Consider the following 12719-nt stretch of genomic DNA (forward strand, 5'->3'; position numbering starts at 1 on the left):
TTTATTCCCTCGCATTCGGATTGAATTTATAGCCGATGCCATATACTGTGAGAACTATTTGCGGGTTACTCGGAGTGGTTTCAATCTTTTGACGAATTTTCTTAATATGGGCATCGATGACCCGGTCATCCCCCCCAAAGTCATGCCCTTGAACAATTTCGACCAACTGCCCTCGAGATAATACCCGGCCGGGATGCTTGGCTAAGGCACCCAGAATTTTAAATTCAGTAGGAGTTAAAGAGATTTCTTGATCATCCAACCTAACCTCATACTGTAGGTTATTAATGGTTAGGCCATTGTCATAAGAAATTATGTCGGCCAGAGGAGCGGTTTCATTACTGGAACGGCGTAATACAGCTCGCACACGGGCCACCACTTCCCGAGGGCTAAAAGGTTTCGTAATATAATCATCTGCCCCCATACTTAGTCCTTGGATACGGTCTTCTTCTTCAACTTTTGCTGTGAGCATAATGATTGGTACGGAAGATATTTTTCGAATTTCCCGGCAAATTTCTGTTCCGGACATGCCGGGCAGCATTAAATCCAGAATGAGCAAGTCAAAAGGGTTTTCTTTAAACATCGTCAGTGCGACAAGGCCATTAATAGCAGTGCTTACTTGGTAACCTTCTTGTTGGAGGTAGGCTTTGAGCACAGTTGTTATTTTTTTCTCATCATCAACTAGTAAAATCCTCATTATCGACTGACTCCTTTATGCGAAATTGGGTTAGATAGATTTATCGCTAAGATAACTTTTAAATCGAAGATAACGCTTCTACAGGGTCTATATTAATGGCCAGCCAAGCTGGGAAAAGAATTGAAACTATTCCTATTATGACAGAAGCGCCGATTGCGGTCAAAGCAATGAAAGGATGGAAGGCAAAACTCATAGATTTTTGTAAAACCATGGGGGCAATCAAAGCAGAGGTCAAGATTCCGAGAAGATATCCAATAATTCCTCCGGCAAGACTTATCAAAAGTATTTCACGAATAAAAATGGCAAAGATATGTTGACGCCGAAAACCGATAGCTCGAAAGATACCAATTTCAGTAATACGGTCGTTGATATTACCAGTAGTAGTAACGAATATAATCAAAATAGCGATAAGCCCTAATATGAGAGAACTAAGCAAGGAAAAACTTGTAAACCGATCAATATTTTCTTGGGTTCCTTGGACTAACTGAGAGATTTCTGAAACCTTAGCGTCTGGTAGAACTTTACTTAGGAGAGCTGCAGTATTAGCCGGTTGAGCAGTATTGAGTTCGATCATAGACCAAGAATCGATTCCGGTAATCCATCGAGCGGTACTGAAATCGGTGAATACTCCATTGTCTTCTGAGCCGCCTGTTGACTGCATGATCCCCACAATGGGATAGATCCGACGATTGAGTTCCAGAGTATCTCCAATAACTAAGTTTTCTTGCTTGGCCAGACCATAGCCGATAAGAACCTCTTGCTCAAGGGGAAATCGGCCCTCAATATGCCACCAGGGTTTCATTTTCACTTCACTGGGAAAATCAACACCAATAATTAGATAGCGATTGTCAGCGCTGGAGGCTGAGCCAATAATTTTGGGGGCAATGCTGTTTAACATTAGGTCAGGATAACTTTTTAATTGGGTTAAGGCTTCGGCGCTTAAATGCTTAACCTCGTAATTAACTCCGGGAACTGAGAGCCCTCCGTAGCTAAGGGTAAATTGTTCAGACTTGGGAGTTATAACGACGTTGGCTCCATATTGAGTTAGGCTTTTTTGTAAATCCGCTTGCATGTTCTTAGCTAGTGAATTCAATGTAACAGAAATGGCCACTACTAAAATAAACGTAAGCAGTAAGAAAAGAGTTTTTCCTTTCCGACGGCGTAAATTTTGGATTGCAATATCTGTTAAAGTCATGGTTTCCTCCGAAATTGAAAGTTTATCGAATTAAGAGTGTAGTTTGAATGAGAAATATTACTGAAGTGTGTTAAAAGGACCGTCCCCTTTACACGTTAAAAGGACCGTCCCCTTTACACGCTTACAGATAGCGCAATGATTCAGTTGGGTCAAGCTTGGCGGCGGTCCAAGCGGGGTAAAGGCTAGCGAGCAGACCAATTAGCAGTGAAGAACAAAGGGTATAGAGCAGTAAATCTGATTGCCAGGAAATAGGGACTTGAGATTTCATGAGCTCTGCACCAAAATTTACGGCCATGCTCATGCCAAGACTATAACCTATTAATCCGCCCAGAAAGCTCAAAGAGCCTGCCTCGGTCAGGATAATTTTTATGATATGACGTCTCCTAAAGCCAATTGCCCGAAAGATGCCGATTTCTTTGGTTCGTTCTTCGACAGAAGCCTTCATTGTCATAGTAATAACTAAACTGCTGGCTAGGACGATAATCACAGCAACACTCTGGGCAAAGATGTTAAACCTTTTAAAGGTATCATCTCGAGACTCTAAGCTGGACATTAGAGCAGTGACCTTAGTGCCGGGGAGTTTATCACTTAACTGTTGAGTAACCTCTTCGATAGGGCAGGTATAACATAAGGCAGCTGCTTCAATGAGACTAATCAAATTAGGGCGGTCAGCTAATTTTTGCAGTACTGCTAAATCCATAAATACTGCTTGATCATTCTCGATAGAACCTGTGGGCTGGATAACACCGGCTATTTTAAAGGATTGCCCCAGAATTGTTATAGTTTGATTAGAGGAAAGCCCGAGAGAAAGGGCCAGATCCCTCCCTAATAATACCTCGCCTGAGTTTGGAATTTGCTTTTTCTCCAGACCATCTACTTGCCACCATTTCTTCAGCCGCAATTCCTGAGGGAAATCTACACCTAACAACAAGATATCTCGACCCTTGAGGTTAGTAGTTACCAAAAGTTTTGGGGCAATGGTTGCCAGGGTTTCTTTGTTTTTAATGGTTTGCATAAGGGAGATGTAGGACATATCCAATTCTTTGATTTGTGAGGGAGCTTCCACAGTAATGCCGCCAAAGGTTAATGATTGACCTGTTTCAGGGAGAATGAGGATATTTGAACCAAACTGATCAAGCTTGTTGGCGATATCTTCTTTCATGGCTTGGGTCGTTGTATAGAGAAAGATTATCGAAGCCACTCCAATAATGACGCTTAGCATTAATAGTGCTGAGCGTGTTTTACGGCGGCGAATATTTTGTAACGCTATGTTTGTAAGACGCATTTTAAGTCCTCCATAATGCTTTACGGGATTTGAGCCAAAACTCCATCACGGATATAAATAGCACGGTTGACCCAGGCTAGGTTTTCTTCATTATGGGTTACCATAATGATGGTTAGACCATCCTTGTTAAGGGTTTGGAACAATTCTAAGAGTTCTTTTGCTGTTTTTGAGTCCAAACTTCCTGTGGGTTCATCGGCAAAAATAATTGCCGGACGGTTGACAATGGCTCGAGCGATGGCCACTCGGTTTTGTTCTCCGCCGGATAATTGGTTGGGGAGGCGAAGGGATTTGGAGCGGAGACCAACTTTATCTAAAACAGTTAAGGCCATCTCACGTTGTTCTTTTCCGGGGCGGGAGGTTATGGCCAGGGGGAGCATTACATTCTCTAAGGCAGTCAGGTAAGGAATCAATTGATATTGCTGAAAAACAAATCCTACGTATTCATGACGGAAATCTGCTAATCGTTCCGAGTCTAAGGCATAGACATCAATATCATCGATCTGGAGTGTGCCGGAGGTAGGGGGGGTCAACCCTCCTATAATACTTAATAAAGTACTTTTACCGGAACCTGAAGGGCCCATCAATGCTAAAAATTCACCTTGGTTAATCTCCAGATTGATATTGCTTAAGGCTTCGACGATTTTGTCTCCAACCCCATAGGATTTGTTAACCTCACACACTTTAATTAAAGACATTTAGCGTTTCCTCCTAAGTTGCATCATGTAAAGTTATATGGCCCCCGGTTAGAGTGAACGCACCCGTAAAACGAGTGCGTTAAGAAAGACTTTTTAAACCCTGGGTTCCCAAGCATCGAGTACTGCTTGAGGGATTTCAATATTGTCGCCATTTAAAGAGTAAGTTAGTGCTTCAGGGGGATAGTCTTGACAACCACCGCTTAACCCCTTAAGTGTCTGAAGATCCCAGGTAGTCCCACAGACATTGCAAACTATTTGATTTCCTATGATGTGGAATGTTTCGCCTCTACAGGGTTCGCAAAAGCTGACTGCTACCATCACTTTTCCGTCGGGTTGGACAAAGGCTGTTAAGGGAATCCTTTTTCCGTCTTCTTTATACTCTGTCCAAATAAATTTCTTTTCCTTCACTGTACTGAGTGTGGTAACAATGGCCTTTCCGTTTTCGATTTTGTTTTCTACTTTCGTCTGCTCAAGTTTTTCGCTAGGGCTGTAACTTATTGTTTGTCCAATATCTGCAGATGCAGTAACTGAAGGATTAGGTTTATTGCTGTTCGCCACAAAGAAATAGGTTCCTATCATGATAACAATAGTTAAGATACCTACAATAGTGTACAGCAAGGTATTGTTCTTCTGAGGCTGAATAAATTTTTGGTTTTTTTCCGTAAGATTGTTATTCATCTCTAGTCCTCCTTAGTATGTTTTAGTTTTGTGAATGTAAAAGAATCTGTCAGGTGGAGTGTTCTCCACCTGAGTAACCATTTTGATTTAGTTAAAGAAGCATTAACTATTATAAGGTTCTCCTTAAACTTTATAAAGATGAAAATCTTGGCTTTTGGATATCAGTCTGCAATCTAAACGCTGTACACGGGCATTACATTCTCATATCCATTCTAACCACGAAGGTTAGAAAGTTCAGCACACCGAAGATCAAGATGATAACTAAATAGGGCAATGCGACAGATAGAGCTTTCTTAGTTCCATAGTTCTTTTTGGCAATGAGGCATCCAGAATAGGTTCTTGGGTAGATTGACTTTTTACGGAAATCATAATAGTGACAGGTTTGTTCGGGGCGGGTTTCTCAGGGGAAGTTTGTACACTCACTTCGAACTCTTCATCCTTAGCAACTGTGATGTCAATAATATAAGTGAGAATTTAAAGTTCTTAGTCATGTAGCACACTCCTATAAAGTAGATTTGATTTAGGATATATGCAAAAGGTGTGCCAAGTTGGCAGACCAATGTTGAGATTTTTGGATTAGAATTTCAAATGGTAATATTAAGAAGCTTGTTCTCGAATGACAAACAGTGAAATCCTCGTATAATTGGCTATAAATAGCTAAGGGACATTGAGCAAATATTAGATATGTAATATATTTGTCAATGGCCGTTGTTAAGGGGTTAAGACCAGTTGTTCGTGAAAGACGGGAATTCAAAAAAAACTGTGGCATTTCCCACACTGTGATGTTGGAAATCCCACAATTGAGGAGAATTAAATGCGAAGGATTCTAATCGCAGATGATGAAGCGAATATGCGTTGGGTGTTGAAAAGGGCTTTAAGTAGGGAAGGCTATGAGGTGGAAGTTGTTGAGGACGGGCAACTTGCTGTAGATAGGTCCATTGCAGAGCGGCCAAATCTAGTTCTGTTAGACTTAAAGATGCCCAAAATGGATGGGTTAACCGTGCTAAAGACCTTGAAGGAGCATTACCCAGATTTAATGATTATCATGATGACTGCCCATGGAAGTACTGCAACAGCGGTTGGAGCTATGAAGGCCGGAGCTCATGACTATTTGCTGAAACCTTTTGATATTGATGAGTTACTCATAACCGTTGCGAAAGCTTTTGAAGTAGAAAGTTTACGTGAACAGGTAAATTATTTAAAAGAAGAAGCTAGTAGCGGGGGATGGCAGCTTGTGGGAATTAGTGAAACAATGAATGGGGTTAAACACTTGGTAGAGCGAGTGGCCCTTACACCAGCTACGGTACTTATTCAGGGGGAGTCAGGAACCGGTAAGGAATTGGTTGCCCACGCTATACATACCTTAAGTCCTCGTGTTAATGGACCTTTTATCCGAGTGAACTGTGCCGCTTTAACTGAAACTCTGCTAGAAAGTGAGCTGTTTGGACATGAAAAGGGAGCTTTTACAGGAGCCCACACTCGCAAGACCGGACGTTTTGAATTAGCCGATGGAGGGACACTTTTTCTTGACGAGATTGGGGAACTGTCCTTTAATGTCCAAGCAAAACTCTTAAGGGTTCTGCAAGAACGTACTTTCGAGCGAGTCGGTGGAGAGAAGACAATCAAGGTTGACGTGCGGATTATTGCTGCAACGAATCGCGATTTACTGAAAGAGTCTCAAGAAGGACGTTTTCGAGAAGACCTCTACTATCGACTCAGTGTCTTTCCGATTTTTATTCCGCCCTTAAAGGAACGTCGGGAAGACATTCCTTTGCTAGTGAACCACTTTTTAAAGAAACTAAGGACATACGGGCAAGCAAAAGCTTTTAGCCCTGGAGCTCTTAAGCAGCTCATGAAGTATGACTGGCCGGGAAATGTCCGCGAATTAGAAAACGTGGTGGAACGAATGGTGATTATTTCCCAAGGACAGGTAATCGAAGATGAGGGGTTGCCCATTTTTAACAACTCACAGAAAGTAAAGGAACCTGATCTCTTTGTTTTGCCTCCCCAGGGGGTTTCGCTAGAAGAATTAGAAAAATCTTTTCTCCAGCAGGCGATGGAACAAACGGGGGGGAACCAAAGTCAGGCTGCCAAGCGGTTAGGCCTTTCTAGGCACGCTTTTCTATACCGCTTAGAAAAATACGGAATAGATCCTCATTGGGGGATTTAGGGGGGAATTCTATGCAAAACCATGATGCTCCAGAACATAATCGTTCTCGAGCTCTCTTTGACCTCATTATTATTGGGCTTGTAATAGTAATCCTAACTACTATTCATTATACGAACTATCATTATGAAGTGGATTATCATATACTCTTGCAATTTGCCTACTATCTTCCGGTTATTTACGCGGCTATGCGCTTTGGGCCGGCTGGAGGAATTATTTCCAGCTTCATTATAACCTTGCTTTTCATACCTCTGATGACTCATATGCAGAGTAGTCTAACTCCGGCAGCTAAATATACCCAATGGGTAGAAGTGGGTTTAATTAACGTCATTGGTTGGTTAACAGGCTTTCTAACAGAAGAAGAACGAATAGCGAAGCGTAAATATCAGCTCGCCTTAATGGTTCAAAAAGAATTGGTGGAAAAGTTAAAGCGAGAAGGGCAGGAACGTGAACGATTAGAAGGTGAGATCCGGCAGACTGAACGAGTAACAGCACTGGGACATATGAGTGCCGGCTTAGCTCATGAAATTCGTAATCCATTAGGGATAATGAAAGTAAGTATCCAAATGCTTGCCCAAGAAAAGTGCGGCGATGGAGTGGTTTCGGAGTATTGTCGAATACTTTTAGAAGAATGTGAAAGACTGAATCGCTTATTAAGCGAGTTCTTGTCCTTTGCCCGCCCCAAAGAACCGGTAAGAGAGAAAATTGCGTTAGGGGAACTTTTAGAGGAAGGGGTATGCTTGATCCAACCTGCTTTACAGCAAAGCTTCATTAAGTTGGAACGAGTGCGTAGTGAGCTGGATCAGAAGGAGGTCGAGGTGGATCCGGATCAGATCAAGCAAGTGATTTTAAACATCTTACTGAATGCTATTGAAGCTCAGGGAATAGGCGGGGTGATTCATTTGCAGGTCGTTGAGGAAGAAGGATATGTAGGTTTTGCCGTTAGTGATCGGGGACCGGGTATTACCCAGGAGGTTATGCCTTATGTCTATGATCCCTTTTTTACAACAAAGGATAAGGGAACGGGATTAGGGTTGTCTGTTGTACACCGTATTCTGGACCAACATGGAGGAAAAGTGACTATTTCCAATAATAATGAACGGGGAGCGCGGGTTGAGATACTGTTGCCTTTGATTTAAATATATAGATAAAAACGATCCTTATAGTACGCTTTTTGTACTATAAGAATCGTTTCCTCGTAAGCCCGTTTATCAATTTCAAGAACCCACTTATAGAAGTCGGTTAGAAGTGGGTGTTCCTTATGTGGCTTCGGTGGGAGGAGAGTCCTCCTTCGCCGCAAAGTAGTCCTTTAGGGTTACAGGCGGCTCGGCGAAACCATCCACCGGAGGCTTTCGTCACCGAAGTCTCGATGTTAAGCTTTGCTGAACCAGTTTATTTGCTGATGTATTTCATGCGGCTTGAACCGTAATCTGTGATTTTATAACATTGATTTAGCTGGCCATGGCCATCTGAGGTGACGTTTGTCAGGGCGATAAGGCCGACGGCTTTTAGGGAAAGCAGATAATCGTCGATACTTTTATCATTAACATTTCTATCAAGCGGGTACTCTTTTTTTAACATTTTTGTAATTTCTCGATTTGAGAGACCTTCGTTATGGAAGATCATATCTACTACTCTAAATTTCACAGGTAGTTGTCCCATGGTAAGCCTCCTTATCGATTTCTTAGATTTACGAGATCTTTAGGATTGCCAATGGTAAGGATAGTGCCAAGGCAAATTATAATGACTCCGATAATCAGGTTAGGGGTTAATTGCAAATCATTTAACAGCCATCCGAAGAAGACTGACCACAAAGCAAAGGTAACGTTCAGGCCCATAGCGCGCCCTACTCCTGTCATATTCATTGCCCGATACCAGGACAAAAAGGAGGTAGCTCCAATCATAGCAATAACAGCAATATACCACCCAGCCGGTGTCGTGAAACTATTGAAAAGAATTTGGTAGGTTACTCCTCCTATCAAAGGAAGAATGGCAAAGATATAGACAAAGAAGGATGTGGCTTCCCGTATACCTATTGCTATTTCTGGATCCACTAAATCCATTCCATAAGTGGAGATAACACCTTCAACTGCCCACCCGATGGCAGCAACCGCAGCTAGTCCTATGCCCAGATAAAAGTAGGGATAGTTTGATCCCTCGGGTGGAACCATTCCAACTACGAATGAGCCAACAATAGCTAAGGTTATCCCACCCCAAACACGAGGTGAAAGTTTTTCTTTGAGAAAAATTGCTCCTAAAATAGCGCCTATGGCTGGGTAGGCAGCTGTGATAGCGGCTGTATAGGAAGCGCCAGCGAAGTAAATCCCCAGCAAATTACCGGACATCCCAATGGGCCCTCCTAGGACAGAGGCCAGCATGATCATCTTGGCTGGGCGGGTTTTTAGGGTTCGTGCGTAATCACGCCATTTACCCTTGATCACATTATGAATAAATATCCACAGTGCGGCGAATCCATCGTGGATACAGGCTCCCACTAAAGGAGCGGCAAAGATACTCATATTGTTTGTGAATGGCCCTAAAGCGAGTACCATACCCATTAAAACACCGTTTAAACCCCAACACGCGCCTGCCAATAAGCCGCTTCTAATACCTTTTTTTGCAAAGGCAAGGTCTTTTTCTAGTAATAATGATTGTGTTTGTGCATCCATAGTGTTTTATATACTCCTTAAAATATTATTTTTCTAAGGGTAGCCGACTATGAGAAATATTTAACAAACTGTGGCGTAAAATTAAATATTAAATCATTGAATGATCGTATTATAAGATTAGTTTTGCCTATAAGTAAAATACATCCTGAATATGCCCCCTATAATCAATTGGAGATGACAACCTATTTCATTTATGACAATAAATAGAAAAGTCGAGATAACGAAAACTTATCTCGACTTAAATGTGCTATTTTTTTATCTAAGCGTAAATGTCAGAGGGTATGGCCTAAGGCCACGGCTCGCAAGTTTTATTTATACCTTTTGGAGCAGACGTCTTTAATGACCTTAATAAACTCTTTTTCGACTAAGGAGAGATGATGGCGATTCAGCCATATCAAAAGGATTGTAACCTCTAAATGGGCATCACTGAGGGCGATTTTTTTAATGTTACTGGATTTTACGTATTCGTCAGCCATGAACTGAGGGACGAAGGCAATTGTTTTTCCTTGAGATAGAATCTTTTCCATCATCTCTAAGTTGTCAACCCTGTAAGATACATTAATATCGCCATATTTTTGCAATACACTCGATACGCCGCAATCAGTGATGTACTCAGTGTTGTATAAAAGAATAGGCAAAGAGAGGGCATTCTTGAGGGTCATAGTCGAGGAGTCCTTAGTCATCTCACAGTTATTCCCGGAAATGATGACTAACTCATCTGAAAACAATTCCTTGAAGTTAATATCTTTTGATTTGGAAAGAGCATCGGTTTTTAAGATCATCCCAAAATCAGCTTTGCCTGATTGAACATCCCGGAGGATATTGTTTGATTCTCCGACTTTTAAGATGGTATCTACTTTAGGATGGTCATGTTTAAAGGTTGTCAATATTTCAGGCATTACAGTTATATTTATGCTTGGGTCAACAGCCATTGAAATATTACCATGTAACTCAATTGAATCGCCATGGGCAATGGATTTGATTTCATCGACTTTATTAAGAACGTCCTTAGCTATGACAATAATTTGTTCGCCCATTTCAGTAAGTTGGGCTCCTGCATTAGTTCTTTTTAGTAGAACAACACCTAATTCGTCCTCCAGTTTACTGATAGCAGAGCTAAGCGCAGGTTGTGAAATGTGGGAACGTTCGGCAGCAAGAGAAATAGATTTAGATTCATGGACAGCAATTAAATAGGATAATTGTTCTAAGCGCATATTTCTAACCATCCTTGATAGTGTATTTGCTATATTTGAAAAATATGAAGTTTAAACTTATCGTTATTTATCATTATACTATGGGTGATTCAATATAACAAAGAAAGTGGGAGTAATTAATAACCTTTTACTGGGAGAAACTATGTTTATGAGTATTTCTCTTATTAAAATTCCTAATAGCTCGCCACAATATTAACTATAGGGGGTATAATCACTAAGTATTTTACATGGAAATACATTTTACCGTATAATCTGCAACATAAGTGATGGAAATCACAATTACAACTTAAATTTTATGAAGGGGGAAAAGTTAACGGTCTTATTTCGATTTATTAATTTTTTATAAGTGGGGTTCGTAATATGACCCCAAACCCTCGGACAATCTAATTAAAGTAATTATCGTTTCAATCTTAAACCCGGTTCTCAGATTAAAACACAAGAAAGGGTGAATAACTTGTCGCAAGAGAAGTCTAAAAGTCTATATGCTCGTATTAATCCTGTTGTTTTCTGGGGCAGTGCTATTTTATGTATTCTGTTATATGCCCCAATGCTTATTTTTGGTAAAGAACTGCAACCCTATGTTTCAGTCGTATTAAAAGCTATAACCTATAATATGGACTGGTTATGGTTAGTATTTGCTTTGGGCTGTGTAGTGTTTTCACTTTGGTTAGCTTTTGGCAGATATGGCAATGTAAAGTTGGGCGGAAAAGACGATAAACCTGAATTCTCAGACTTCAGCTGGATATCGATGATGTTCACTGGCGGTGTCGGAGCAGGTTTAGTTTATTGGTCCATGGCTGAGCCTATTTTTTATCTTAAGTTTCCTCCTTTCTGGGGTGAGCCATTTTCAGCACAAGCTGCGCAATTCTCTATTGCTTATGGAATATTTCACTGGGGTATTACGGCCTGGGCTATCTTTGTCCCTGGGGCTATCGCCTTTGCCTACATGATTCACGTACGAAAAAAGCCTTTCTTCTACCCAAGCTATGCTTGTCGGGGAATATTGGGAGACCGGGTTGACGGATGGCTGGGCAGAGCTATCGATATCTTCGTAGTTATCGGTCTGGTAGGCGGATTAGGAACGACCTTAGGAACGGTTATACCTATGATGTCGGCTGTCAGCGCCGATATGCTGGGTATTGCGGATACTATGACGGTAAAAATTGCGGTCACACTGGTTGTTGCAGCGGTATTTACCTATAGTGCTTTCGCCGGTTTAAATAGCGGAATTAAAAAGTTGTCTGAATTAAATAGTTGGTTGTGTATGGGATTATTAGCTTTCGTTATGCTTGTAGGCCCAACCTTATTCATGTTATCCTTTTATGTTGACAGCCTAGGGGTTTTGGCTACTAACTTTTTGCGGATGAGTTTATATACAGATCCGATTACCAAATCCGGTTTTCCTCAAGACTGGACAGTGTTTTACTGGGCTTGGTGGGCTGCATGGGCTATGTATTTCGGGTTATTTGTTGCCAGGATCTCCAAGGGGAGAACGATTAAAAACGTTGTTGTAAATATGATGGTTATAACGACAATCGGCTGTTCCCTGTTCTTCTTAGTGTTCGGCACCTATGCAGTAGATCTTCAGCTTAATCAAGGAATAGCACTTGATCAGATTATGAAGGATGCCGGTCCTGCGGGAATGATTTCCGCAGTCTTGCATACCTTACCCTTAACCAAAATAGTGATTCCCTACTTCTTATTTGTAATGCTTATTTTCCAAGCTACGACCATTGATTCCAATGCCTTTATTATTTCCATGATTGCTTGCAAAGAGGTTAGGAATGACCAGGAATCTCCCCGTTGGACAAGACTTTTCTGGTGTGGACTCCTTGCTGTGATCGGGGTAGCTATCATGATGGTGGGTGGATTACCCGTAGTTCAGCTTTCATCTGTTGCCACCAGCGTACCCATTATAGTAATTATCATTATCTTAGGGCTGTCCCTACGCAAGTGGCTCAATGAGGATTTCGGCCAAGAGACTAAAGTTCAAGCTGTCGATTATCCGGAAGAAGACTAATTATAACGGGGCTGTCGCAGTAAGACTAGCCCGGAAAATAGCAAAAAGCGGCTTCAGCCAGAAGCCGCTTTTTGCCGTTAAACATATAAACCTGTAATCTAG

11 protein-coding genes are annotated in these 12719 nt (G+C 41.5%); 3 read left to right on the top strand and 8 right to left on the bottom strand.

Going from position 1 to position 12719, the window contains the following annotated elements:
- Position 1: 1 nt before the first annotated feature.
- The 5 genes from DP73_RS00850 to DP73_RS00870 all read right to left on the bottom strand — a co-directional run bounded on the left by DP73_RS00850 (position 2) and on the right by DP73_RS00870 (position 4547).
- Positions 2-694: a response regulator transcription factor gene (locus tag DP73_RS00850; protein ID WP_034596742.1), complete on the bottom strand. Its 693-nt coding sequence runs from the start codon at positions 692-694 to the stop codon at positions 2-4.
- Positions 695-752: 58 nt separating this feature from the next.
- Positions 753-1889 (bottom strand): FtsX-like permease family protein, encoded by a 1137-nt coding sequence (locus DP73_RS00855; protein WP_034596744.1) that lies wholly within the window; start codon positions 1887-1889, stop codon positions 753-755.
- A 121-nt stretch (positions 1890-2010) separates the two neighbouring features.
- Positions 2011-3174: an FtsX-like permease family protein gene (locus DP73_RS00860; RefSeq protein ID WP_034596746.1), complete on the bottom strand. Its 1164-nt coding sequence runs from the start codon at positions 3172-3174 to the stop codon at positions 2011-2013.
- 20 nt (positions 3175-3194) lie between these two features.
- A complete protein-coding gene (locus DP73_RS00865; protein WP_034596748.1) occupies positions 3195-3869 on the bottom strand; it encodes an ABC transporter ATP-binding protein in 675 nt (224 codons plus the stop codon).
- 93 nt (positions 3870-3962) lie between these two features.
- Positions 3963-4547, bottom strand: coding sequence for a DUF2318 domain-containing protein (locus tag DP73_RS00870; RefSeq protein ID WP_034596750.1), 585 nt, complete (start codon positions 4545-4547; stop codon positions 3963-3965).
- Positions 4548-5361: 814 nt separating this feature from the next.
- Between DP73_RS00870 and DP73_RS00875 the strand changes: the two genes are divergently transcribed.
- Both DP73_RS00875 and DP73_RS00880 read left to right on the top strand, forming a co-directional pair.
- On the top strand, positions 5362-6717 hold the full coding sequence (locus DP73_RS00875) for a sigma-54 dependent transcriptional regulator (protein WP_034596751.1): 1356 nt from the start codon (positions 5362-5364) through the stop codon (positions 6715-6717).
- An 11-nt stretch (positions 6718-6728) separates the two neighbouring features.
- Complete coding sequence (locus tag DP73_RS00880; RefSeq protein ID WP_034596753.1) at positions 6729-7853, top strand: ATP-binding protein; 1125 nt, start codon at positions 6729-6731, stop codon at positions 7851-7853.
- A gap of 253 nt (positions 7854-8106) precedes the next feature.
- On the opposite strand, the gene DP73_RS00885 is transcribed toward DP73_RS00880, so the two are convergent.
- The 3 genes from DP73_RS00885 to DP73_RS00895 form a co-directional block, all read right to left on the bottom strand.
- A complete protein-coding gene (locus tag DP73_RS00885) occupies positions 8107-8376 on the bottom strand; it encodes a hypothetical protein (RefSeq protein WP_034596755.1) in 270 nt (89 codons plus the stop codon).
- Positions 8377-8387: 11 nt separating this feature from the next.
- Positions 8388-9383 carry a DMT family transporter gene (locus DP73_RS00890; RefSeq protein WP_034596757.1) on the bottom strand — a complete coding sequence of 332 codons (996 nt, stop codon included), beginning with the start codon at positions 9381-9383 and terminating at the stop codon, positions 8388-8390.
- Positions 9384-9691: 308 nt separating this feature from the next.
- Entirely contained in the window at positions 9692-10597 is a 906-nt protein-coding gene (locus tag DP73_RS00895; RefSeq protein WP_034596758.1) for a LysR family transcriptional regulator, read from the bottom strand.
- 454 nt (positions 10598-11051) lie between these two features.
- Here DP73_RS00895 and DP73_RS00900 point away from each other — a divergent pair, with 454 nt between their 5' ends.
- Complete coding sequence (locus DP73_RS00900) at positions 11052-12617, top strand: BCCT family transporter (protein WP_034596761.1); 1566 nt, start codon at positions 11052-11054, stop codon at positions 12615-12617.
- Positions 12618-12719: the final 102 nt, after the last annotated feature.

The sequence above is a fragment of the Desulfosporosinus sp. HMP52 genome (genome assembly GCF_000765145.1).
GTDB lineage: Bacteria > Bacillota > Desulfitobacteriia > Desulfitobacteriales > Desulfitobacteriaceae > Desulfosporosinus.

Bases quoted from the DNA above. Each gene is read 5' to 3' on its own strand.
- DP73_RS00850 (WP_034596742.1), bottom strand. From the start codon at position 694: ATGAGGATTTTACTAGTTGATGATGAGAAAAAAATAACAACTGTGCTC.
- DP73_RS00855 (WP_034596744.1), bottom strand. From the start codon at position 1,889: ATGACTTTAACAGATATTGCAATCCAAAATTTACGCCGTCGGAAAGGA.
- DP73_RS00860 (WP_034596746.1), bottom strand. From the start codon at position 3,174: ATGCGTCTTACAAACATAGCGTTACAAAATATTCGCCGCCGTAAAACA.
- DP73_RS00865 (WP_034596748.1), bottom strand. From the start codon at position 3,869: ATGTCTTTAATTAAAGTGTGTGAGGTTAACAAATCCTATGGGGTTGGA.
- DP73_RS00870 (WP_034596750.1), bottom strand. From the start codon at position 4,547: ATGAATAACAATCTTACGGAAAAAAACCAAAAATTTATTCAGCCTCAG.
- DP73_RS00875 (WP_034596751.1), top strand. From the start codon at position 5,362: ATGCGAAGGATTCTAATCGCAGATGATGAAGCGAATATGCGTTGGGTG.
- DP73_RS00880 (WP_034596753.1), top strand. From the start codon at position 6,729: ATGCAAAACCATGATGCTCCAGAACATAATCGTTCTCGAGCTCTCTTT.
- DP73_RS00885 (WP_034596755.1), bottom strand. From the start codon at position 8,376: ATGGGACAACTACCTGTGAAATTTAGAGTAGTAGATATGATCTTCCAT.
- DP73_RS00890 (WP_034596757.1), bottom strand. From the start codon at position 9,383: ATGGATGCACAAACACAATCATTATTACTAGAAAAAGACCTTGCCTTT.
- DP73_RS00895 (WP_034596758.1), bottom strand. From the start codon at position 10,597: ATGCGCTTAGAACAATTATCCTATTTAATTGCTGTCCATGAATCTAAA.